This is a genomic window from Pedococcus sp. P2_A3, assembly GCF_056405035.1.
Genome location: NZ_JBFUCW010000013.1, coordinates 109,487 through 132,650 on the forward strand (window position 1 = coordinate 109,487; position 23,164 = coordinate 132,650).

At 70.2% G+C, this 23,164-nt stretch carries 14 protein-coding genes and 1 tRNA gene; 9 read left to right on the forward strand and 6 right to left on the reverse strand.

What is annotated here, in order from left to right:
• The first annotated feature begins 77 nt into the window (after positions 1-77).
• On the forward strand, positions 78-1,991 hold the full coding sequence (locus AC1DX8_RS12065) for a penicillin-binding transpeptidase domain-containing protein (RefSeq protein ID WP_477630168.1): 1,914 nt from the start codon (positions 78-80) through the stop codon (positions 1,989-1,991).
• Positions 1,992-2,094: 103 nt separating this feature from the next.
• Here AC1DX8_RS12065 and AC1DX8_RS12070 read toward each other — a convergent pair whose 3' ends face one another.
• The 3 genes from AC1DX8_RS12070 to folP form a co-directional block, all read right to left on the reverse strand.
• On the reverse strand, positions 2,095-2,298 hold the full coding sequence (locus AC1DX8_RS12070) for a cold-shock protein (RefSeq protein ID WP_056915917.1): 204 nt from the start codon (positions 2,296-2,298) through the stop codon (positions 2,095-2,097).
• A gap of 362 nt (positions 2,299-2,660) precedes the next feature.
• Positions 2,661-9,533, reverse strand: a complete 6,873-nt coding sequence (locus AC1DX8_RS12075; protein ID WP_477630169.1) for an OmpL47-type beta-barrel domain-containing protein — start codon at positions 9,531-9,533, stop codon at positions 2,661-2,663.
• Positions 9,534-9,894: 361 nt separating this feature from the next.
• Entirely contained in the window at positions 9,895-10,812 is a 918-nt protein-coding gene (gene folP, locus AC1DX8_RS12080; protein WP_477630170.1) for a dihydropteroate synthase, read from the reverse strand.
• 140 nt (positions 10,813-10,952) lie between these two features.
• On the opposite strand from folP, the gene AC1DX8_RS12085 reads away from it, so the two are divergent.
• Entirely contained in the window at positions 10,953-11,702 is a 750-nt protein-coding gene (locus AC1DX8_RS12085) for a hypothetical protein (protein WP_477630171.1), read from the forward strand.
• Here AC1DX8_RS12085 and AC1DX8_RS12090 read toward each other — a convergent pair.
• The 3 genes from AC1DX8_RS12090 to AC1DX8_RS12100 form a co-directional block, all read right to left on the reverse strand.
• Entirely contained in the window at positions 11,699-13,069 is a 1,371-nt protein-coding gene (locus AC1DX8_RS12090) for an NAD(P)/FAD-dependent oxidoreductase (protein WP_477630172.1), read from the reverse strand. The two genes, AC1DX8_RS12085 and AC1DX8_RS12090, sit on opposite strands and share 4 nt — an antisense overlap.
• Positions 13,070-13,074: 5 nt before the next feature.
• Positions 13,075-14,481 carry an aminotransferase class III-fold pyridoxal phosphate-dependent enzyme gene (locus tag AC1DX8_RS12095; RefSeq protein WP_477630173.1) on the reverse strand — a complete coding sequence of 469 codons (1,407 nt, stop codon included), beginning with the start codon at positions 14,479-14,481 and terminating at the stop codon, positions 13,075-13,077.
• A gap of 90 nt (positions 14,482-14,571) precedes the next feature.
• Positions 14,572-16,062 (reverse strand): CoA-acylating methylmalonate-semialdehyde dehydrogenase, encoded by a 1,491-nt coding sequence (locus AC1DX8_RS12100; RefSeq protein ID WP_477630174.1) that lies wholly within the window; start codon positions 16,060-16,062, stop codon positions 14,572-14,574.
• Positions 16,063-16,121: 59 nt separating this feature from the next.
• Between AC1DX8_RS12100 and AC1DX8_RS12105 the strand changes: the two genes are divergently transcribed.
• From AC1DX8_RS12105 to AC1DX8_RS12135, 7 genes are all read left to right on the forward strand, one after another.
• Positions 16,122-17,492, forward strand: a complete 1,371-nt coding sequence (locus AC1DX8_RS12105) for an aminotransferase-like domain-containing protein (RefSeq protein ID WP_477630175.1) — start codon at positions 16,122-16,124, stop codon at positions 17,490-17,492.
• A 320-nt stretch (positions 17,493-17,812) separates the two neighbouring features.
• Positions 17,813-17,897, forward strand: a tRNA-Ser gene (locus AC1DX8_RS12110).
• A 261-nt stretch (positions 17,898-18,158) separates the two neighbouring features.
• Positions 18,159-19,439 carry an ATP-binding protein gene (locus tag AC1DX8_RS12115; protein WP_477630176.1) on the forward strand — a complete coding sequence of 427 codons (1,281 nt, stop codon included), beginning with the start codon at positions 18,159-18,161 and terminating at the stop codon, positions 19,437-19,439.
• A gap of 144 nt (positions 19,440-19,583) precedes the next feature.
• On the forward strand, positions 19,584-19,916 hold the full coding sequence (locus AC1DX8_RS12120; protein ID WP_477630177.1) for a YtxH domain-containing protein: 333 nt from the start codon (positions 19,584-19,586) through the stop codon (positions 19,914-19,916).
• Positions 19,917-20,462: 546 nt separating this feature from the next.
• Positions 20,463-22,052, forward strand: a complete 1,590-nt coding sequence (locus tag AC1DX8_RS12125) for a S8 family peptidase (RefSeq protein WP_477630178.1) — start codon at positions 20,463-20,465, stop codon at positions 22,050-22,052.
• Positions 22,052-22,645 carry an RNA polymerase sigma factor gene (locus AC1DX8_RS12130; RefSeq protein WP_477630187.1) on the forward strand — a complete coding sequence of 198 codons (594 nt, stop codon included), beginning with the start codon at positions 22,052-22,054 and terminating at the stop codon, positions 22,643-22,645. The genes AC1DX8_RS12125 and AC1DX8_RS12130 overlap by 1 nt, the downstream gene beginning before the upstream one ends.
• A complete protein-coding gene (locus tag AC1DX8_RS12135) occupies positions 22,642-23,142 on the forward strand; it encodes a hypothetical protein (RefSeq protein ID WP_477630179.1) in 501 nt (166 codons plus the stop codon). Before AC1DX8_RS12130 ends, AC1DX8_RS12135 begins: the two co-directional genes overlap by 4 nt.
• Positions 23,143-23,164 lie beyond the last annotated feature (22 nt).

Sequence of the window (23,164 nt, forward strand, 5' to 3'; positions counted from 1 at the left end):
CGCCGCACGAGCTGGGGAGGTTGGGCGGGCGCGACAATTGGGACGAAGCCGTGCGACGAGTGGGGTTGGATGGACCCATGAGGAAACGCGCAGTCGTGGGGGGAGTCACCGCCGTGGTCCTGGTCGCCGGGGCGGCAGGCGCCGGGTTGTGGTGGCGTCACAGCGAGGCGGAGAAGGAGGCTGACCGGGCGGCGACGGCGGAGGTGGCAGCCTTCGCGCGGGCCTGGCAGAAGCGGTCCTTCGCCGACCCGTCGCTGAAGTTCGCCGGCGGCACTGCCGCCTCCGTGGGCGCGGCCTTCACCACCGCGACCCAGGGACTCGGCACCGGCCCCGTCACCGTCACGGCCGGCCCCACGACTCGCGACGGCGACCGCGCCACCAGCACGCTGAAGGTGACCTGGGCACTGCCCGGCGGGGTGCCCTGGACCTATGACGCCCCCGTCACCGCGAGCCGCGCCGGCGACGCGTGGCAGATCGCCCTCCCCACCGGCCGCTCGCCGTGGCATCCCCGGCTCGGAGCCGCCGACAAGCTCGTGGCCCAGCGCACCTGGGGCGACCGCGGCACCCTCCTCGACCGAGACGGCCAGGCCCTGACCCCGATCGGCAAGGTGTACCCGGTGCAGATCGACCCCTCCCGGGCCACCGCCGCCACGGCGAGCGCCCTCGAGAAGATCGTCGACGAGCCCGCCGGGTCGCTGGTCGCCAAGCTTGCTGCGGCGACGAAGGCCGGCAGCAAGGCGCCCATCCCCGTCATCACGTACCGCCAGGCCGACTTCGACCAGCGCAAGGCCGCCCTCGATGCCCTCAAGGGCGTCATCTACCCCGCGCGGGAACAGCCGCTGGCCAAGACGCGCACCTTCGCCCAGCCGTTGCTCGGCTCGTTCGGCGCCGTGAGTGCCGAGCTGATCGCCAAGTCCAACGGCCGGTATGCCGCGGGCGACTATGCCGGCGTCAGTGGGCTCCAGGGGCAGTACGACGCGGTGCTCGGCGGGACTGCCGGCGTGGAGGTCACCTCGAGCGCGGCGCCGGACACGCCGCTGTTCGCCAAGGAAGCGGTGCCGGGCAAGGACGTGTCGACGACGCTGTCGCCGTCGGTGCAGGACGCCGCCGAGAGCGCCTTGGCGTCGACCGGCTCCGTGCCCTCTGCGCTCGTGGCCGTGGACATCAAGACCGGTGACGTCCTCGCGTCGGCCAACTCGCCGGCCCTCGGCTTCGACCGGGCCATGACCGGCCACTACCCGCCCGGTTCGGCCTTCAAGATCGTCACGACCTACTCCCTGCTCACGTCCGGCAAGGTCACGCCCACCACCCCGGTCACCTGTCCGAAGAGCTTCGTGGTCGACGGACGGTCGTACAAGAACTTCGAGGGCGAGTCACTCGGTACCCCTGACTTCACCACCGACTTCGCGCACTCCTGCAACACGGCGTTCGTGCAGCTCTCGACCAAGCTCGGGGACGACGACCTGGCCAAGGCAGCCGTCGCGCTCGGCCTCACGGGCTGGGCCAAGACCGTCGGGGTCGCCAACGCGTTCGACGCGAGCATCCCAGCCAACAACGGCAAGACCGACAAGGCGTCGGCCTCGATCGGCCAGGGCCGCAACGTCACCTCACCGCTCGCCCTCGCGGTTCTCGCTGCCAACGTCGCCCGCGGCTCGGCGATCGCGCCGGCCCTGGTCACCAACCCTGCGGTCGCCGGGGCGGACCGGACGCCGAAGCCGCTGGACGCCAAGGTCGTCGGGCAGCTGCAGACACTCATGGGTGAGGTCGTGAGCCAGGGCACCGCCACCGTCCTGAAGGGCACGCCCGGTGGCATCGTCCGGGGCAAGACGGGGACCGCCGAGTTCGGCAGCAAGAACCCGCCCGAGACGCACGCGTGGTTCGTCGGTTACCAGGGCGATGTCGCGTTCGCCGTCCTCGTCGAGACGGGCGCCAGCGGCGGCAGCGTCGCTGCGCCGGTGGCCAAGGCCTTCCTCACCGCCCTCGCAGGCTGAGGCAGAGCCGCCGAGGCGCGTCCGCGGCATACCGGACAGCGACAAGGCCCCCACCAGGAGGTGGGGGCCTTGTCGGAAGACTGTGGGTTGAGCAGTCCTCGGGTCAGATCGGGCGAACGGCGTCAGCCTGGGGACCCTTGGGTCCCTGGGTGACCTCGAACTCCACGCGCTGCGCCTCGTCCAGCGAGCGGTAGCCCGAGGAGTCGATCGCCGAGTAGTGGACGAACACGTCCGGGCCGCCGCCGTCCTGGGCGATGAAGCCGAAGCCCTTCTCAGCGTTGAACCACTTAACGGTTCCCTGTGCCATGGGGTAACTCTTTCTTTTGTAGCCATTGGGAATCCACACTTCGCGGAACCCAGGCTGCCGTACACACACCCCACGGACGAGACATGCCCGCCCTCAGACCAACTGCCACCTAAGAAGGCGAATGCCCGCTCTGATGGTGCTAGGGCGGGCACTTCGTCGACCTTGCGAGGAACTGCTTGATGCAACCGTGAGAAACGCTAGCACGCACGGCGGGGTTCGTGCCGGTCGAGATCCGCAATTTTCCGGGCTTCTCCGAGCACGGAAACGGGCCCGGGGTTGACCCGGCAGGCTCGGGGCTCGGGGCGGTCCCCCTGCGACCTCCCCGAGCCCCTCGCCCCCTCACCCCGCGCCCCCTGCCCCGATCAGCGCAGTGCGATGTTGACGTAGTACGTCTGCCCGTCGTCGAGGGTCACCCCGACCCGCCAGTACGAGCCCGCCTGCGTCTTGTCCGTCTTCCAGTTGTACTGGTACTGCGTGCCGTCCCAGGTGTACGTGCCACCGACCGTCTCCGTCGCCGGGTAGGCCGACTCGTTGACCGCTGCCGTCGTGGCGCTGCCCTTGACCGGGGTGAGCCACTTGGGCGCGGAGCCGGCCTGGATGACCTGGCCCGCAGCGTTCTTGAGCTGGAACTTCATCGGGATGGTCTGGCCGGCGTTGAACACGCTGGTCGCAACACCCGTCTGGTGTGCCGTGTCGTTCACCGGCTGCAGGAAGAGCGTCGTGCCGTAGCCGTAGAGGACTCGGTAGGTCACCGTGGCGGTGCCCACATTGCCGGCCTTGTCGGTCGCGGTGGCCGTGTAGGTGAAGGTGCCGACCCCGTTCGCCGTTCCGCCGGTCCTGGTCCCCGTAGCCGGAGCCGCCAGCCCGCTGGTGCCGTCGGTCGCCGACGCCGTTGCGGCAGGCACCGCACCCACCGTGTAGATGGCGCCGTCCCTGACTCCGCCGATCGTGACCACCGGCGCGACCGTGTCGACCTTGATCCCGCTCAGCGTCACGGTGCCCCGGTTGCCGGCGTTGTCCACCGCCGTGCCTGTGGCGCTGTTGGCACCCTGAGCGGCGAGCGTTGCGTCAGGCTGGCAGCTGGCGATCCCGCTCACGGCGTCGGAGCAGTCGAAGGCCACCGTCACGGGGGCGTTGTACCAACCGTTCCCGTTCGGGCTCGTGGTCGCCCGGGCGGTGATGGTGGGCGCCGTCTTGTCGACCAGCACAGTGACGGTCGAAGCCGTCTCCGTGTTGCCGGCCTTGTCGACGCTCCAGTAGACGACCTTGTGCGCGCCCTCGGTGGTGAGACTGATCGAGGTGCCGGTCTTCTGCGCCCCTCCGTCGACCGTGTAGTAGGTGCCCGCGACGTCCGACAGGTTGTCGGTCGCGCTCAGCGTCACGGTCACGTCGGTGCTCTGCCAGCCGTTGGGAGCCGTGGCGACCGTGCTGGGGGCGTGCCGGTCGATCTTGAGGGCCTCGACCGTGGTGCTGACCGAGTTGCCGGCCTTGTCGGTGACCGACGCACTGGTGGAAAGCGCGGCGCCCTCGCTGGTGACGAGGCTGTCGGCCGGGCTGGCCCCGTCGATACCGGACAGCGAGTCGGCGGCGGTCCACCGGACGGTGACGTCGGCGTTGTACCAGCCGTTGCCGTTGGGAGCCGTGGTGACAGCGCCGCTCAGGGTCGGGTCGGTCTTGTCGACGTTGATCCCCTTGATCGTGAAGAGTTCGCTCTCGTTGTCCGCGGCGTCGATGGCGGTGCCGCCGACGCTCTGGTTCGCGCCCTCGCCCAAGGTCTTGGCGGCGGGGCACGAGAGGACGCCGGACAGACCGTCCTGGTCGGCGCAGGTGAACGACGCGGTCACGTTGGCCTTGAACCAGCCATTGCCGTTCGCGTCGGCGGACAGGGTCCCCGTCGCGGTGGGCTTGGTCTTGTCGACGTTGACCGTCGTCTCGTCCGATGCGGAGTTGCCCGCCTTGTCCGTTGCCATGCCGAGCACCTTCTGCGCCGCGCCTTCGCCCTTGGTCACGGGTGATGCGCAGAACGCGATGCCGGATCCGTTGTCGGAACAGGTGAAGGTGACCGTCACGTCGCTGTTGTTCCAGCTCCGCGTGTTGGCTGCCGGCGCCTGGGTGTGGCTGATGCCAGGAGCCGTCTTGTCGATCTTCACCGTGACGTTCTGCTGTGCCTCGACGTTGCCGGCGTTGTCCACGCTCCACACCTGGAGGGTGTGGACGCCCTCACTGTCGATCGTGACACTGGTGCCGTCGGCGACCTGGTCGCCGTCCAGCTGGTACTTCGTCACCGCGACACCGGACAGGTTGTCCCCGGCGGTCAGCTTCACCGTGACGGCACTGTTGCTCCAGTCGGAGACGTCCGAGACCGTGGTGCTCGGAGCAGTGCGGTCGATCTTGACCGCCGCGCTCGTGGCCGAGGTCTCGTTGCCCGCCAGGTCGCGGATCGAGGTGCTGACCTTGAGGTTCGTGCCCTCGCCGTCGATCGTGCTGTCGGCCGGCGCTGCGCCATCGATGCCGGAGAGCGCGTCGGCGGCCGTCCACTTCACCGTGACGTCGCCCTTGTACCAACCGGCCCCGTTGGGCTCAGTGGTGGCCGCGCCGCTCAGGGTCGGGGCCGTCTTGTCGATGTTGATCGGGCCGACCGTGGCGCTCGTGCTGTTGCCGGCGGCGTCCGTCGCGGTCCGGGTGACGAGCTGGTCCCCGTCCTCACCGAGGGTGACGGGCGACGGGCAGCTGGCGATGCCGGACAGGGCGTCCAGGCAGCGGAAGCCGACCGTGACGTCCCCGGCATACCAGCCGTTGGCGTTGGCCGCGCGGTCCGGACTGCCCCCGATCCGGGGCGCCACGGTGTCGATGCTGACGGTGGCGGGGTCGGTGAAGGTGTTGCCCGCGTTGTCCACGGCGGTGCCGGGGACGGCCTGGTCCTGCCCGTCGGTGCTGACCTTCACATCCGGAGAACAGGTCGCCACGCCGGAGAGCGCGTCGTCGCACTGGTAGGCCACCGTCACCGGTGAGTTGTTCCAGCCCTTGGCGTTCGGGGCCGGGGTGACCGTATGGCCCACCGTGGGGTTGGTGAGGTCGATCTTCACCGCGGTGGTGTGGGTGGCCTCGACGTTGCCGGCCTCGTCCACGCTCCAGTACTTCAGGGTGTGGTCACCCTCGGTGTCGATGGTCAGCAGGGTGCCCTCGACTGCTGCGTCGCCATCCACGGAGTAGAAGGTCGCGTCCACCCCGGACAGCCCGTCGGCCGGGTCGAGGCTGACCGTGACCGCGGTGTTGTTCCAGCCGAGGGGGGCGTTGGCGCCGGTGGTGGGAGCGGTGCGGTCGATCTTGACCGCCGCGCTGTCCGCCGTGGTGGAGTTGCCGGCCTTGTCGGTCACGGTTGCGGTCTCCTTCAGACCGTTGCCCTCACCCGAGATGGTGCTGTTCGCCGGGGTCGCCAGGACACCGGAGCGGTCGTCGGCGGCGGTCCAGTCGATGGTGACGTCGCCCTTGTACCAGCCGTTGACGTTCGCCGCGGTGGTCGGCTTCCCCGTCAGGGTCGGTGCGGTCTCGTCGACGTTGATGCCGCCGACTGTGGTGCTGGCCGAGTTGCCCGCCGCATCGACCGCGGTGCCCTCGAGGAACTGGTCGGTGCCCTCACCCAACGTCTTGTCAGCCGTCACGCTGTCGATGCCGGACAGGGTGTCGGAGCCGTCGAAATGCACAGTGACATCGGTGTTGTTCCAGCCGTGCACGTTGGCTGCCGGGGCACGGCTCCCCGTGATCGTCGGCTTGGTCTTGTCGAGACTCACGGTGGCCGGGTCGGTCGCGACGTTACCCGCGTTGTCGGTCGCGGTGCCCGTGACCGCCTGGTCCTTGCCCTCGGTGGTGACGGTCTGGGGAGTGGTGCAGGAGGCGATGCCGGAGAGGGTGGACTGGTCGTCGCACGTGAACGTCACCGTGACGTCGGACTTGTTCCACCCGTTGGCGTTCGCCTTGGGGTCGAGGGTGTGGGTGATCGTCGGGTTGCTCTCGTCGATCCGCACCGTGACGGCCTTGGCGGTCTCCACGTTGCCGGCCTTGTCACCGGTGTAGTAGCGGATCGTGTGCGTCCCCTCGGTCCCGATGGTCACGTCCGTACCGATCGTGTCAGGTCCGCCGTCGAGCGAGTAGTGGGTCGAGCTGACGCCCGAGAGGGCGTCGTGTCCGGCGAAGGTCACGACTGCACTGCTGTTCACCCAACCACTGGGGGCGGATACGTCCGTGCTCGGAGCCGTCTTGTCGATCTTGACCGGTGCGCTGGTGGCGTTGGTCGTGTTGCCCGCCTTGTCGCTCACCGACCCGGAGACGGTTTGCCCCGCGCCCTCGGAGGAGAGCACCACGTCGGCCGGCTTGGCACCGGCGAGTCCGGAGAGGGCGTCATCGGCCGACCAGGTCTGCGTGACGTCGCTCTTGTACCAACCGTTCTCATTGGGCTCGGTGGTGGGAGCCGCGCTCAGGTTGGGCGCGGTCTTGTCGATGTTGACACCGGTGACGGAGGTGCTGGCACGGTTGCCGGCGTTGTCGACAGCACTGCCGTCGACGGTCTGGTCGGCGCCTTCTCCCAGGTGCTGCGGACCGGTGACGGTGTCGATGCCGGAGAGGCTGTCCTTGCCGTCGAACGAGACGGTGACGTCGTCGGAGTACCACCCGGCCGCGTTGGCCGCGCGGTCGGGAGCCCCGGTGATGGTCGGCGCCGTCTTGTCGAGGTTGACCGTCGCCGTGCCGGTGACGGAGTTGCCCGCGTTGTCGGTCGCGGTGCCGGTGACCTCCTGAGCCTTGCCGTCCGTGGAGACCGTCACGGGCTGGCTGCAGTCCTTGAGCCCGGAGAGGTTCGCCTGGTCGTCGCACGAGAAGCTGACGGTGACGTCGGTGTTGTTCCAGCCGTTGACCTGCGCTGGCGACTGGCTGGGCGTGATGCTCGGCGAGGACAGGTCCACCCTGACCGTGAAGCTCTTCGCGACCTCGGCGTTGCCCGCCTTGTCGACCGAGTAGTAGCGGACCGAGTGCACGCCTTCGGAGCCGACCGTGACGGTGTCACCCTTGGTGAAGGTGGTCGCGCCGTCGATGGCGTAGTAGGTGCTGTCGATGTCGGAAAGGTTGTCGTTGGCCGTGAGACCCACGGTGACCGGAGCGTTGACCCAGCCAGCAGGGACATCGGTCGCCGAGGTGGTCGGCGCCGTGCGGTCGATCTTGATGCCGTCGACGGTCGCCGAGGCGGTGTGGCCCGCCTTGTCGGAGACACTGGCAGAGGCGGACAGGTCACTGCCCTCGCCCGTGACGACTGCGTCGGCGGGGCAGGCGACCACGCCGGACAGGTTGTCGGCGCAGCTCCAGTGGACCGTGACGTCGCCGGTGAACCAGCCCTTGGCGTTCGGGGTGCCGACGACCTTGCCGGTGATGGTCGGGGCGGTCTTGTCGACGCTCACGGCCGGGGTCGTCACCGAGGCGCTGTTGCCTGCGGTGTCCGTCGCCGTCGCGGTGAAGGTCTGCCCGGCTCCTTCACCGAACGTGTGCGCCTTGTCCTGGGTCTTGATGCCCGAGAGGGCGTCGGTCGCGGAGAAGGTGGCGGTGACGTCGTCGCCGTACCAGAGGTTCGCATTCGGAGCCGGCAGGGCATCGACGGTGATGACGGGCTTGGTCTTGTCGAGGCTCACCTGGGCCGGGTCGGTCGCGGTGTTGCCCGCGTTGTCCCGGACGGTGCCGGTGACGGTCTGGGCCGCACCCTCGGTGGTGACGGTCTGGGGGCCGGTGCAGCTGGCAACGCCGGACAGGGCGTCGGAGCAGCTGAACGTCACCGTGACGTTCGCGTTGTTCCAGCCGTCCGCGTTCGCCGCGGGGTCCTGGGTGTGGCCGATGGTCGGCGAGGTCTTGTCGATCCCGAAGCTCACGGTGTGGGCGACCTCGGTGTTGCCCGCGACGTCGGTGCTCCAGAACGTCAGGGTGTGGTTGCCCTCGGTGGTCACGGGCACGCTGGTGCCGGCCGTCTGGGCCCCACCATCGAGCTGGAAGAAGGTCTTGTCGACGCCGGACAGGCCGTCGTTCGGCACGAGGGAGAGCGTCAAGTCGCTCTTGTTCCAAGCGGGCGGCGCTGTGACGGTCGTGTTGGGGGCCGTGCGGTCGATCTTGACCGCTGCCGACTGCGCGTTCGTCGCGTTGCCCGCCAGGTCGGTGGCGGTGGCGCTGGCGGTCAGGGCGGCGCCCTCACCGGTGACCGTGCTGTTCGCCGGGTTGGTTGTGCCGGACAGTGCGTCGGTGGCGGTCCACGCCACGGTGACGTCACCCCTGTACCAACCGGCCGCGTTGGGGCTCGAGGTCGGCGTGCCGGACAGGGTCGGCGCGACCTTGTCGATGTTGATCCCGCTGACCGTGGTGCTCGCGGTGTTGTCCGCGTTGTCAGTCACGGTCCCGATGACTGACTGGTTGGCCGCACTGCCGGTGAGGGTGGTCGGGGCGGAAGAGCTCTTGACGCCCGAGGTCGCGTCGCTCGGGGTGAACGACATGGTGACGTCCGTGTTGTTCCAGCCGTTCGCGTTGGCAGCCGGCGTGAGAGCACCCACGATGGTCGGCGCCGTCTTGTCGAGCTTGACCTCGACCGAGCCGGTCCCCTGGTTCCCCACGTTGTCCGTGACCGTGGTCGTCTTCGTCACCGTTCCGTCAGTGGTGACCGAGTCGGTGGCGGGTGCCAGGGTCTTGATGCCCGAACCGCCGGGGTCCGAGCCGGTCCAGGTGATGCTGACGTTGGCCTTGTTCCAGCCGGCCCCGTTGGGTGCCGGGGTCACGGTGGCGCTGGCAGTGGGCGCGGTGTTGTCGAGGGTGTAGCTGGCGGACTGGATGCCGAAGGTTTCGCCGCCGTTCGCCGTGCACTTGCCCTGAGGGTTGACGCTCTTCCACGCCTTGGTGGTGTACGCGATCGTGCCGGAGCCGGCGCCGGCGGTCAGCCACGTGTAGGCGGCCCCACTGAAGACCCACAGGCTCTTCGGGTTCTTGTCGGAGGTCTGCGTCGCGATGGTCGCGCCCGTTCCGTCGATCACGTCGACGCACTGGGTCGTCGCGTCCGTGTTCACCGTGAGCGTCAGGGCCGCGCCCTGCTTGGCGTAGATGGTGCCGCCTGAGGTGTACGTACCTGCCCCGCCGGTGAACACCGCGCTGGCCACCGAGGCCGCCTCCGCGACCGGCGCGATGCCAGCAAGAACCAGCGCCGAGACCGCCAGCACGGCTCCTACACGACCGCGGCGCCCCATTGCACGCGAAAGCACAGAGAATTGACCAAGCATGATGCACACCCCTGAGAAAGCTGAGCCCTGACACGAGTAAAGAACCCGCAGGTCAGGGACGGTATGGGCCTATCGGGCGATGAAACGGGCGATTGGCGAAAATGCACGAATGCCCCACCTGTTTGCTGACCGTTCGGCTGATGAACAAAACGGACACCTGACAGCAGTGATGGCCCTCGACTGCGTTCAGGGGACGTGGACACCGCTGGCGGTCGGCTCAGGCTGCGGAACCCACCTGCCGTGTCGACTTGCGTGCGATGGCATCGACGAGGCCCCCGATAGGGCCTCTCGGCAGCGGTTGCTACGCGCCGCGTACGGCGCGGACCGGCGCGCGGTCGCCTCGGATCACGGCGACCATGTCGACGACCCGGCGGGTGGCGCGCACGTCGTGCGCGCGGAAGACCGTGGCGCCCAGCCAGGCCGCGACGGCCGTCGCCGCCAAGGTGCCTTCGAGCCGGTCGTCGGCCTCGAGCCCCAGCGACTCACCCACGAAGTCCTTGCGCGACAATGCCTGGAGGATCGGGAAGCCGAGCTCCGCCACCTCGGCGGTGTGCCGCAGCACCTCCAGGGAGTGCATGGTGGTCTTGCCGAAGTCGAGCGTGGGGTCGATGAGGATGCGGTCCGCCGGTATGCCGGCCTGCTCGGCAGCCGCAGCACCGCCGGCCAACGTGCGGAGCACGTCGCGGACGACGTCGAGCGGGTCGGGGCCGTACGTCACCTTCACCGGGTCGGTGCGCGGCGGCAGTCCCCCCGTGTGGGAGCAGACCACGCCGGCGCCGATCTTGGCCGCGACGTGGACGAGCTCGGGGTCGTGACCAGCCCACGTGTCGTTGACGAGGTCGAGGCCGTGTCGCCCGGCTTCCGTCGCCACCTCGGACCGCCACGTGTCGAGGCTGAGCGCGAGGTCGGGGTAGGTCTCACGGGCATGGGCCAGGAAGGGGATGACCCGGTCGATCTCCTCCTGCGGCCCGACGACCTCGCCCTCCTGCCCGGCGCGCACGCCGCCGACGTCGACGATGTCGGCGCCGGCCTCGACCGCGGCGTCGAGGGCGCGCTTGGCGGACTCGAGGTCGGCGTGGCGGTTGCCCGCGAAGAAGGAGTCGCTGGTGCGGTTGATGATCCCCATGACCGCCGGGTTCGACGCGTCGAAGGTCCGACCGTGCAACCGCAGCGGTGGCGTTCGCGGCAGGTCGAGGGCGCGCGGCTCGGGGAGGCTCACCCGGCCATCCTCGCACCCCGGTCGACGCCGAGGCCGTGCCCTACTCGGTGGTGACAGCCCGGACCGCGCGACCAGATCGAGCCATGCTGTCCGGGACCTTGTACTCAGGCGCAGGACCGCACGGTCCACCACGATGGAGCATGACCACCTCCACAGCTCCCGTCCGGCGCTGGATCGTGCGCGTCACCATCGGCTCGTTCTCCCTGGCGGCGCTCCTGGGCATCGCCGCCCTCCTCAGCGGGGGCGAGTTCGGGGAGACCGAGGGACAGGTCCTCATGACCACTCTCCTCGTGGGCGTCGTCAGCATCGCCGTGCTCTGCTACCTCACGACGGCCGGGCGCAGGACCCAACCCGTCGGGGTCGCCGGAGGCGCGATCGTCCTCGTCCCACTGTCGACCGGGCTCCTGATGATCTGGAGCGGCTTCGACAAGGCTCCCGCGGACTGGCTGGTGAAGACGTTCGGGATCAGCGCGATCATCGCGGCGACCCTTGCGCACATCTGTCTGCTCCTCGTCGCCGAGGAGGGATCGCGCTCGGTGGCACGACGGATCCTCACGACCACGATCGGCTTGGCGGCACTGCTGGCCGTGCTGACCAGCCTCCTCGTCCTCGACGTGCACCCCGGGGACGACACGTACTACCGCGCGCTGGGTGTGGTCGCCATCCTTGACGTGCTGGGCACGGTCGTGGGCGCTGCGCTGCTGAAGTTCGGGCCCGGCCCGACCACCCACCGCAGGCCGGAGGGCGCCGTGCTGTCCCTTCCGGCGGACGTCGCGGCGGCCCTGGTCGAGGAGGCGACGCGGACGCGGCGGACCCCCGACGAGGTCGCCGCCGAGATCCTTCGCGACCACCTCACCCCGGTGACCAGCCAGGAGTCGGTCGAGGCCTAGGAGTCGAACCCAAGGCCGGCGCGGTCCAGCGCCCGAAGCCAGAGGTTGCGCCGTCCCTCGTGTCGGTCGGCGCCCGCGAGCGCCCAGCGGGTGAGCTGGATCCCGGTGTAGGCCAACGGTTCCGGCGGGAACGGCAGTGGCTTCTCCCGCACCATGGCCAGTCTGGTGCGCTCGGTCTCGGTTCCGCCGAGCAGGTCGAGCATGACCTGCGCGCCGAAGCGGGTCGCGCCGACGCCCAGCCCGGTGAAACCAGTGGCATAGGCGACCCGTCCGCGGTGTGCGGTGCCGTAGAACGCGCAGAACCGGGTGCAGGTGTCGATCGCGCCACCCCACTGGTGGCTGAAGCGGAGCCCCTCGAGCTGGGGGAAGGTCTCGAAGAAGTGGGTGGCCAACCGGTCGAAGGTCGCGGGCCGCTGGTCGAGCGACGGCTCGAGCCGACGGCCGTAGTGGTAGATCGCGTCGTAGCCGCCCCAGAGGATGCGGTTGTCGGCCGAGAGCCGGTAGTAGTGGAACTGGTTGGCCATGTCGCCCACACCCGCCCGGCTCGACCACCCGAGGCTGTCGAGCTGGGCGTCCGTCAACGGCTCGGTCATGAGGGCGTAGTCGTAGACGGGCACCGTGTGCAACCGGGTGCGACGGACCAGGGACGGGAATGCGTTGGTGCCCAAGGCGACCCGGCCAGCGCGGACGACCTCGCCACCGGCGGTGGTGACGTCCACCCCCGACCCCGCCGTCGACAAGTCCGTCACGCGCACCCCCTCGGCGATGCGGACGCCCAGCGACTCGGCCGCGCCCGCGAGACCCCACGCCAGGCGGGCCGGATCGACGATCGCCGTCTCGTGCGGCTGGTAGCGCCCGGCCAGGTAGGTGGGTGAGTCGAGGTGGGCGCGCACCGCGTCGCGGTCGAGGAGCTCACCCCCCGCCTCCTCGGACAACCACTCCACCTGGTGCGGCTGGGTGGCCACGGTGAGCTCGCCCGAGCGCCGGAAGTCACACTCGATCCCATACCTGCGCACCGTCGCCTCGATGGCGTCCAGGTTCGCCAGCCCCAGGCGGTGCAGGGCGGCATACTCCTGCGGCCAACGGGCCATCCCGTTGGCCTCACCGTGCGTCAGGCTCGCGGAGCAGAAGCCGCCGTTGCGCCCCGACGCCGCCCAGCCCACGGTGCCCGCCTCGAGGACGAGGACGTCGCGGGACGGGTCGGCTTCCTTGGCCAGCAGGGCCGTCCAGAGGCCGGAGTAGCCGGCGCCCACGACGACCAGGTCGGCGGAACGGACACCCTCCAGTCCCGGGCGACGCGCAGGTCGATCGGGCTGGTCGAGCCAATAGACCGCCGGCGCCGCGTCGGCCAGCGCGGGATGACCCACCGAGGTCAGGCGTCCGCGCCGGTGTAGAAGGCGTCGGCGACCGTCAGCGCCTCGTCGAGGATGGCGAGGCCTTCGCGCACCTCGTCGGCGGTGGTGGTGCACGGCGGCACGACGTGGGTGCGGTTGAAGTGGATGAACGGCCAGAGCCCGCGCTCCTTGCAGACGGCTGCGAAGTCGTTCATCGGCTTGGCGTCAGCCCCACCGGCGTTGAACGGCACGAGCGGCTCGCGGGTCACGCGGTCGCGCACCAGCTCGAGCGCCCAGAAGGCTCCCAACCCTCGGACCTCGCCGACGCTGGGGTGCCGTTCCGCGAGCTCGCGCAGCCCGGGCCCGATGACGTCGGTGCCGAGCGAGCGAGCGTGCTCGACGATCCCTTCGTCCTTGAAGATGGCGATGGATGCCACGGCGGAAGCGCAGGCGAGCGGGTGACCGGAGTAGGTGAGCCCACCGGGGAACGGCCGCTGGTCGAAGGTCTGGGCGATCCGATCGGAGATGATGACCCCGCCGAGCGGGACGTACCCGCTGTTGACGCCCTTGGCGAAGGTGATGAGGTCGGGGGTGACGCCCCAGTGGTCGATCGCGAACCACTCACCGCAGCGGGCGAACCCGGCCATCACCTCGTCGGCGATCATGACGATCCCGAACTCGTCGCACAGGTCGCGGACTCCCTGGAGGTACCCAGGCGGTGGCACCAGGATCCCGTTGGTGCCGACCACGGTCTCGAGGATGATCGCCGCGATGGTCTGCGGACCCTCGACGGCCACGAGGTCGCGCAGGTGCTGGAGCGCGCGGACGCCCTCCTCCTGCTCGTCCTGGGCGTGGAACGCGGAGCGGTAGGGGTAGGGACCCCAGTAACGCACGATGCCCGGCATACCCGGCTCGGACGGCCACCGGCGCGGATCACCAGTCAGGGCAATGGCTCCCGCGGTCGCGCCGTGGTAGCTGCGGTAGGCAGCCATCACCTTGTGGCGCCCGGTGTGGAGGCGGGCCATGCGCAGGGCGTTCTCGGTCGCCTCTGCGCCGCCGTTGGTGAAGAAGACCCGGTTGAGGTCACCCGGCGCGAGCTCGGAGATGAGGCGGGCGGCCTCGGAGCGGGCGTCGTTCGCGAAGGCCGGGCTGATGGTCGTCAGCCGCCCGGCCTGCTCCTGGATCGCCGCGACGAGCCTCGGGTGCTGGTAGCCGATGTTGACGTTGACCAGCTGGCTCGAGAAGTCGAGGTACCGCTTGCCCGAGTAGTCGGTGAAGTACGACCCCAGTGCGTCGGCGATGGGCAGCGGGTCGATCAGCCCCTGCGCCGACCAGGAGTGGAAGACGTGGGCGCGGTCGTCGCGACGCACCTGTGCCTCGGTGTTCGTCGTGAAGGCAGTGGCGGAGGTGGCGGTGGCGGCGGCGGTGGGCAGCGTGTCGGTCATCGGGAGTCCTTGGTATGCCGGGTGTTCCGGACAGTCTGGCGGCTTGCGACAGCGGGCGCGCGACAGCAGGCGCGCGTCAGCGGGTGCGCGTCAGCGGGTGCGCGGGAAGCCGAGGTCCACGCTGGAGGTCGCGGGGTCGGGCCAGCGCTGCGTCACGACCTTGCCCCGGGTGTAGAAGTTGATGCCCTCCGGGCCGTACATGTGGGTGTCGCCGAAGAGGGAGTCCTTCCAGCCACCGAACGAGTAGTAGGCCACCGGCACCGGGATCGGCACGTTGATGCCGACCATGCCGACCTCGACGTCGTACTGGAACTGGCGGGCCACGCCACCGTCACGCGTGAAGATCGCGGTGCCGTTGGCGTACTGGTTGCTGTTGATGAGCGCGATGCCGGCCTCGTAGGTGTCGACGCGGACGACCGACAGCACTGGCCCGAAGATCTCGTCGGTGTAGACGGTCATCTCGGGAGTGACGTGGTCGAGCAGCGTGGTCCCCAGGAAGAAGCCCTCCTGCGGGTGGTCACCCGTGCGCCCGTCGACGACCACGGCCGCGCCGGCGGACTCGCCGGCGTCGACGTAGCCGGCGACCTTGTCGCGGTGCTCCGCGGTGATGAGCGGCCCCATGTCGGTGTCGGGGTCGGCCCCGTCGCCGACGGTGAGCTTGGGCAGGCGGGCCGCGATGGCGTCGACCAGCGGCTGGGCGACGTCGCCGACCGCCACGGCCACGGACAGCGCCATGCACCGCTCGCCGGCCGAGCCGTAGGCGGCGGAGACGACCGCGTCGGCCGCCATGTCGATGTCGGCGTCCGGGAGGACGAGGGCGTGGTTCTTGGCGCCGCCGAGCGCCTGCACGCGCTTGCCGTTGGCGGTGCCGCGCTCGTAGATGTACTTGGCGATCGGCGTGGACCCGACGAAGCTGACCGCAGCGATGGCGGGGTGGTCGAGGATCGCGTCCACGGCGACCTTGTCACCGTGGACGACGGTGAAGATGCCGTCGGGCAGGCCGGCCTCCTTCCACAGCTGGGCCAGGAACAGCGCTGCGGACGGGTCCTTCTCACTGGGCTTGAGGATGAAGGCGTTACCGCAGGCGATGGCGTTCGCGCACATCCACAGCGGCACCATGGCGGGGAAGTTGAACGGCGTGATGCCGGCCACGACGCCGAGCGGCTGGCGGATGTTGTAGACGTCGACCCCGGTCGCGGCCTGCTCGCTGAACCCGCCCTTGAGGAGGTTCGGCACGCCGGTCGCGAACTCGACGTTCTCGAGGCCGCGGGCGATCTCGCCTGCGGCGTCCGAGCGCACCTTGCCGTGCTCGGCCGTGATGATCGCGGCCAGCTCGGGGGTGCGCTGGTGGAGGAGCTCCCGGAAGGCGAAGAGGACCGCGGAGCGACGCGACAGCGAGGTGTGGCGCCACTCGCGGGCCGCGGCGGCCGCGACCTGCACCGCGGCGTCGACCTCCTCGACCGAGGCCAGGTCGACCTCGGCAGTGACCACGCCGGTAGCCGGGTTGTGCACCGGTGCCGAGCGTCCGGAGCTGCCCTCGTGGAGGCGGCCGTCGATCCAGTGGGAGATGCGCGTCGTCATGCACCCACCATACGATCCACTCGCTGGTAACACAATGCTGTGATTGCTATGGTACAAACATGACCGCACTGCTCTCCGCGCTCGAACAGCGCCTCGACCAGCCCACCGCCAAGGGTCTCGCCCATGCAGTGTCGGCCGCGATCAGGGACGGCGAGCTGGGGGCGGGCGACCGGCTGCCGCCGATCAGGACAGTGGCCGCCGAGCTCGCGCTGTCGCCCACGACGGTGAGCGCGGCCTGGGCGTTGCTGGCACGGTCGGGCGCGGTCCACACCGACGGCCGGCGCGGCACGACCGTCCTCGACCAGGGCGGGGTCGCCACCGCAGGTCGCTACCGCCAGGCCCTGCGCCACGAGTCGGTGTTCACCCTCGACCTGTCCACCGGCGTGCCCGACCCGGCCCTGCTGCCGTCGCTCGGCGCAGTGCTCACCCAGCTGACGTCCGCGCCCACCACGGGCAGCTACCTCGACGACCCCGTGCTCCCTGCCCTCGCCGATGCGCTGCGCCAGGACTGGCCGTATGCCGCGGCCAACCTGGCCGTCGTCGACGGCGCCATGGATGCCATGGACCTCATCGTGCGGACGACGCTCCGGTTCGGTGACCGGGTCGTGGTCGAGGATCCCGGCTTCCCGCCGTTGGTCGACCTCCTCGAGTCGGTCGGCGTCCAGCTGGTCGGGGTGCCGCTCGACGACGAGGGGCTCGAGCTCGGCGCCCTCGCGGAGGCGCTGCGCGAGCCGGTGGTCGCCATCTTCCTCCAGCCACGGGCCCAGAACCCCGTCGGCGTCACCATGACCACGGCCCGCGCCGAGGCCGTCGCCGCCCTGCTCGAGGGCACCGAGACGCTGGTGGTCGAGGACGACTCCGCGGCCGGGCTGTCGTCCGAGGCGCTGGTGAGCCTGGGTCGCTGGCGACCCGAGCACACGGCATACATCCGGTCGTTCTCGAAGTCGCACGGACCGGACCTCCGGCTCGCAGCCCTGAGCACGCCCACGGCCCTGCACCGAGCCCTGACCGTCCGCCGCGAGCTGGGCCAGGGCTGGTCGAGCCGACTGTTGCAGCAGGTGCTGCTGGGGCTGCTCACCAGCGAGACCGCCCGCGCACAGGTGGCCCATGCGTCCACCACGTATGCCGCGCGGCGCGCCACGGTGGTCGACGCCCTCGCGGCCCGCGGGGTCGACGTGCCCGGGACCGAGGGCATCAACATCTGGGTGCCGGTCGAGGACGAGACCGCCGCCGTGGTGCGACTCGCGAGCAGGGGGATCGGCGTGGCCGCGGGTGCGCCGTTCCGGATCGGCCCACCCGAGGCGGGCGGCGCCGGGGCGGGGGGCCACGTGCGGGTCACCGTGGGCGCCGCGACCGAGGACCTCGACGCCCTCGCGGACGCCCTGGCCGACGCCGCCCTCGCCGGTGGCCGTCAGGGGCGGGCGCGCTGAGGCGCTCGTGAGCATCGGGTCCGGACGGCGCGAAGGCCGGGCTGCAGGGTTGCCCGGCCTTCGGCCCGCCGCCCTAGAGCGGACGTCTCATCTCCCCCACCGCAGACGCTAGTCGCGTGGCCGTGACTTCAGGATCCTTCAATTCGCGTATGAGTGACACCGAACTTGTGAGGTCGCGGTGCGAATTATGCTGCTATTCAACACATTTCGGACCGCAATCCAGTGTGCGACCACCTGCTTCGTGGCGTGTCGTCGCTTTTCCTCCACGGTACTCGCTCACGGCGGGATGGGAAGGTCTGGAATAGTTGGCGCGCACCCCGGGCGGGTTCGCATAGTGGCCTAGTGCAGTCGCCTTGAAAGCGACCAGAGGGCAACCTCTCGTGGGTTCAAATCCCACACCCGCCGCCCAGAGGGACCTACCGAACCTGGAGGTCCCTGAGTGACGAAACCCCGGCTGGACTTCAGGTCCAGTCGGGGTTTCCCCATGTCTGGGGGCCTTCGGGGGCGCGGTCTCGGTGCCCTGCACCCCGCGCGGGTCTGGGCGGCCTCAGGCGGCAACACGGGCGCAACGGCTGGCAGAACGGTAGGGTAGAAGGTGGCAGAACAGTAGTGTAACGGTGGGCAGAACGGTAGCGTAGAAGGTGGCAGGGAAGTAGTGTTGGGGTCATGGTTCATGACTTCCGCACCGGGTACGTCCAGCGGGTGATCGACGAGCAGTTGGACGACCTGATGCCACAGCTGCCCGCGCTTCTGCTCGATGGCCCCAAGGCCGTCGGTAAGACACGGACCGCGGAACACCGTGCCAGCACGGTCTGGCAGCTGCACCGGCCTGCCGTGGCGCAGGTCGTCTCAGCGGACCCCCTGGCGGCCATCAGTGCTCAGCCTCCGGTGCTGTTTGACGAGTACCAGAAGGTCGCGCACCTCTGGGATGAGGTGAAGGACTTCGTGGACCGAGACCTGAGGCCAGGCCGTGTCCTGCTCACCGGGTCAGCGCCCCCACGGGGGGCACACTCTGGGGCAGGGCGTATCGCCTCGTTGCGAATGCGCCCTTTGACCATTCCCGAACGCGGCGCGAGCGTCCCCACGGTCAGCACCGCTGACCTGTTCGCCGGCGGCACCAAGATCGGTGGCACTTGCCCCCTCCGCCTGGCGGACTACGCCGACCTCATCCTCGGTTCCGGCTTCCCCGGGATGCAGCACCTGTCCGGGACCGCGCTGACCACCCAGCTCAACGGGTACCTGGACCGCATCGTTGACCGGGACGTGCCAGAGGCCGGGCTGAGAGTGCGGCGGCCCGCGACGCTCAAGGCATGGTTGCGGGCGTACGCGGCCGCCGTGTCGACCGCGACGTCCTGGGAGAAGATTCGGGACGCAGCCTCAGCCAACCATGGGGAGAAGCCGGCGAAGACGACCACGATGCCGTACATCGACACCCTGACCGAGCTGCGCATTCTTGACGAGCTGCCCGCCTGGACCCCCAGTCGCAACCACTTGAACAGGCTCACCGAGGCGCCCAAGCACCACCTCGCCGACCCAGCCCTCGCGGCGCGACTGGCCGGCATCACGCGAGCCAGCCTTCTCAAGGGCGCCGACAACGTGTTCACCCCTGCCGACGGGACCTACCTCGGGCAGCTGTTCGAGTCGCTGGCCACCATGAGCGTTCGAGTCTTCGCCGCCGCAGCCCGCGCGGACGTGTCTCACCTGCGCCTGGGCACTGGCCGCCACGAAGTCGACCTCATCCTCGAACGCGACGACGACCGGGCCGTCGTGGCATTCGAGGTCAAGCTCGCCGCGAGCGTGAGCGACGCCGACGTGAAACACCTCCTGTGGCTGCGCGACGAGCTTGGGGACCAGCTCGCAGACGCCGTCGTGCTCACCACCGGGGAACACGCCTACCGACGCCCCGACGGGGTAGCCGTCATCCCACTCGGGCTCCTCGGCCCATGAAACGGGAGCTCATCCACGCACGCCAGGGAGTTTCGTCACTCCCTCGCCCACCCGGCACGTAGTCCCACCTTGGGCAAGCCGCTGACCAGCACGTTTGTCAGGATCATGGGTTAAGGTCGAAGACCCGACCAAAGGATGCGAACCATGGCAAAGCTGTCCTTCCTCGCCGGTCTCGCTGCGGGCTACGTGCTCGGGGCCAAGGCCGGTCAGAAGCGCTACCAGCAGATCAAGACCCAGGCCGACCGGGTCTGGGGCAGCGACCCCGTCCAGACGCGCGTCGACACGGTCAAGCAGGTCGTCAAGGAGCAGGCGCCCGTCGTGGCCGCCAAGCTCGGCGACGTCGCGAAGACCGCCGGCGCGAGCGCCAAGGAGCGGTTCACGGGTGAGGACCTCCCGGAGACCCTCCACCGCGGCACCGACGGCCGGCTGCACGCCGACACCACCGGGTTCGGTCCCGGTCCGGGCAAGCTGCCCTGACGGGACCACCCGCCTGAGCGGTCACCCCAGCGGCGCGCGACGCGGCGCACAGCACGAAGCGGCACGGCATACGAGGTCTGTATGCGCGTCGCCGAGAAGGTCCGGCCTGGCGCGTGCTGGGAACCCCTGACCAGCACCTTCCTCGACCTGACCTACCCGGCGACGCGCCCCTTGGGGCGGGACGGCAGCACGCCCCCACGACCTGCCGTCCGGTCCGCTGGCACCCCTGTGCCCAGCGGTCCTCCATCTGCGTGACCCGTCGCCCCCTGCGACGGATCCTGCATGACATGAGGCTTCCTCTCGTTGTGCCCACCTCGTCCCCCGACCAGGTCTGACAGTGGACAAGAGCCGGACCCCGCGGTCCTGATACATCCCGTCGAGAAGTTTTCCGAAAGTCTTTCCATGCGTTCGTCCGGCCCGCTCCGACGACCAGATTTCCGGTGACGTCCGGTATCACCCGACCCGCCCGCTTCTCCTGTCAGACGAAGCGATCCCTCACTACGCTGAACACTGCACTGCGTGGTCGGCACCAGCACAGGAGAATCCATGGCCGCATCGACTCCCCCGCCGCAGTCCGGGCCGGGTCCCACGCCCTCGGTCGCGATCCCGCGCTCGGCGGCGCGTCGTCTCGACGTGCGCGTGCTCGACCCGTCGAAGGCCGTGCGCCTCGACGGTGACGACGCCCTCGAACCCACCCTGTATGCCGGCAACCGGCTCCTCGTGCGTGGCCTCGCCACCCGCTCGGCGCAGGGACCGATCAGCGCGCTGTCGGCGATCGCCGAGCGGCTCGGCTACTCGGTGGAGGCTCGCCGCGACGAGCGGTTCGAGGCACTGGTGGAGCAGAACGAGCTCGGCGACCAGGTCGACCCGGCCGTCTCGACGACGGTCGAGTTCCGACCGCTGCCCAACCGGCCCGTCGTCGCCCCGGACGCCTGGCTGATCCTGCAGACCCTGCGCGCCGAGGATCCTGACGCCGCCAGGTCAGTGAGCCTGAGCCACATCGTCACGGCGGCCGGCTACGGCTCGGGCGTCGGATACGGCTCGGGCGTGGGCTACGGCTCGGGCGTGGGGTACGGCTCCGGGGTCGGCTACGGCTCCGGCGTGGGCTACGGCTCGGGGGTCGGCGACGACGACGTGCAGATGCCCGGGGGCGGCCCGTCGCCCCGGTGCCCGGTGGTCTGGGGCGCGCCGGTCCCGGCCCCCACCCGCAAGGGCGGACCCGTCGTGGCCCTGCTCGACACCGGCTTGGGTGAGCACCCGTGGTTCGCGGACCGGGTCATCCGCGACGTGACCGTCGACGGGCTCCCGATCGGCCTGCGGTTCACGCCGGCCGAGGACCCGGAGCTGACGGGGTGCACCCTCGACCGCGTGAACGGGTTGCTCGACCCGCTGGCCGGGCACGGCACCTTCATCGCGGGCGTCGTGCGCCAGCGCTGCCCCGACGCGACCCTCATGATCGTGCCGGTCATGCACGGCGATGGCGTCACGGACGAGGCCTTCCTGGTGGAGACGCTCGGGCTGCTCTACGTGCGCCAGCTGCTGGTGCACTCCGGTCGCGGCAAGGGCCCGGCGGTCGACGTCCTCTCGCTCTCGTTGGGCTACTACCACGAGACCCCGGGCGCGTTCGACGACGAGCCGGCCTTCTCCAGCGTGCTGCGCGCGCTCGCCGGCACCGGCGTCGCGGTGGTCGCCGCTGCGGGCAACGGAGGCACCAACCACGAGTTCTACCCCGCCGCCTTCGCGATCGCGGGCGGCTACGACATCGCGATCACCAGCGTCGGGGCGTACAACCCCGACGGCGCCACGGTCTCGGTCTACTCCAACACCGGGTCGTGGGTCACGGCATACCGGCGCGGCACGGCGGTGGTCAGCACGATGCCCGTCACGTTCGACGGCAGCCTGCAGCCGGTGCTCGCCCAGCCGGCGGGGCACGACCCGGCGCGGGGAGCCTGCGATCCGGACGACTACTCCAGCGGCTTCGGGTTGTGGAGCGGCACCTCGTTCGCGGCTCCTGCCTACGCCGGTGACGTCGCGGCCGCCCTCGTGCGGTGCGAGCTCGCCGAGGACGCCGACGTGAAGGCCAGGCTCGAGATCCTCGGGAAGGCGAGCGCGATGGTCGAGGAGGGAGAGCGGTGATGCACGCAGAGGGGGGCACGCGAAGCCTGGCCGAGCTGGCCGCGAACGCGTTCAGCGACTACCGCGACGGCCGCCCGGAGGGGATGTCGGAGCTCGTCGACAGCACCACCGCGCTGTTGTGGCACACCGCCCGGGGCCAGGGTCTCAGCACCGCGCAGGCCGAGGACGTCGTCCAGAACACCTGGCTGTCGCTCGTCCAGCACGCGTCCGGCATCACCGACCCGCAGGGCGTCCTGAAGTGGTTGCTCACCACCACCCGCCGCGAGGCCTGGGCGGTGTCGAAGCGGTCGCGCCGCGAGGACGTGCGTGAGGACATCGGCGACGCCATGCCCGGCGTGCCCACGACGGGCGACGAGCCCGCCGATGCGGTCGTGCGCAGCCAGGAGCAGGGCACGCTCTGGCGCCACTTCAAGGACCTCCCCGAGCGGTGCCAACAGCTGTTGCGCGTCATCGCCCTCGCTGAACGGCCCGACTACGCCCAGGTGGCAGAGGCCCTCGGTATGCCGGTCGGCAGCATCGGCCCCACGCGCGGCCGGTGCCTGGCCAAGCTCCGAACAGCCCTGCTCGGCGACCCCGGGTGGGCGACGTCATGACCGCCGACCACGACTGGGACACCGTCGCCGACGAGCCCATCGACGAGCAGGACCTGCGGGCCCTCACCACGCTCAGGTCGATCCTCCAGGCCAGCGACCCGGTGCCGAGCGGCCTCGCGGAGCGCGCCAAGTTCGCGATGTCGGTCGCGGCCCTCGAGGCCGAGATCGCGGAGATCACGACGACCACGGCTGAGCTGGCCGGGGTGCGCTCGACCGACTACGACCGCACCGGCACGATCACCTTCTCCAGCGAACAGCTCAGCGCCATGATCACGATCGAGCTGGTCGACGGGACCGATGCCCGGCTCAGCGGATGGGTGACGACCGGCCCGACCCACATCGAGCTGCGGGAGCGCTCGCGCACGCAGGAGACGACGACCGACGACGCCGGCCGGTTCAGCTTCACCTCGGTGCAGCGCGGGCTCGTCCACCTCGTCATGCGCAGGCTGGACGACCCGCAGAGCCGCCCCGTCATCACGCCGGCCATCGAGATCTGAGGGACGCCATCGAGGTTGCTGA

Coding starts and splice junctions, on each gene's coding strand:
- AC1DX8_RS12130 (WP_477630187.1), top strand. CDS start 22,052: ATGCACGCAGAGGGGGGCACGCGAAGCCTGGCCGAGCTGGCCGCGAAC.
- AC1DX8_RS12095 (WP_477630173.1), bottom strand. CDS start 14,481: ATGACCGACACGCTGCCCACCGCCGCCGCCACCGCCACCTCCGCCACT.
- AC1DX8_RS12070 (WP_056915917.1), bottom strand. CDS start 2,298: ATGGCACAGGGAACCGTTAAGTGGTTCAACGCTGAGAAGGGCTTCGGC.
- AC1DX8_RS12105 (WP_477630175.1), top strand. CDS start 16,122: ATGACCGCACTGCTCTCCGCGCTCGAACAGCGCCTCGACCAGCCCACC.
- AC1DX8_RS12085 (WP_477630171.1), top strand. CDS start 10,953: ATGACCACCTCCACAGCTCCCGTCCGGCGCTGGATCGTGCGCGTCACC.
- AC1DX8_RS12100 (WP_477630174.1), bottom strand. CDS start 16,062: ATGACGACGCGCATCTCCCACTGGATCGACGGCCGCCTCCACGAGGGC.
- AC1DX8_RS12135 (WP_477630179.1), top strand. CDS start 22,642: ATGACCGCCGACCACGACTGGGACACCGTCGCCGACGAGCCCATCGAC.
- AC1DX8_RS12065 (WP_477630168.1), top strand. CDS start 78: ATGAGGAAACGCGCAGTCGTGGGGGGAGTCACCGCCGTGGTCCTGGTC.
- AC1DX8_RS12125 (WP_477630178.1), top strand. CDS start 20,463: ATGGCCGCATCGACTCCCCCGCCGCAGTCCGGGCCGGGTCCCACGCCC.
- AC1DX8_RS12115 (WP_477630176.1), top strand. CDS start 18,159: ATGGTTCATGACTTCCGCACCGGGTACGTCCAGCGGGTGATCGACGAG.
- AC1DX8_RS12120 (WP_477630177.1), top strand. CDS start 19,584: ATGGCAAAGCTGTCCTTCCTCGCCGGTCTCGCTGCGGGCTACGTGCTC.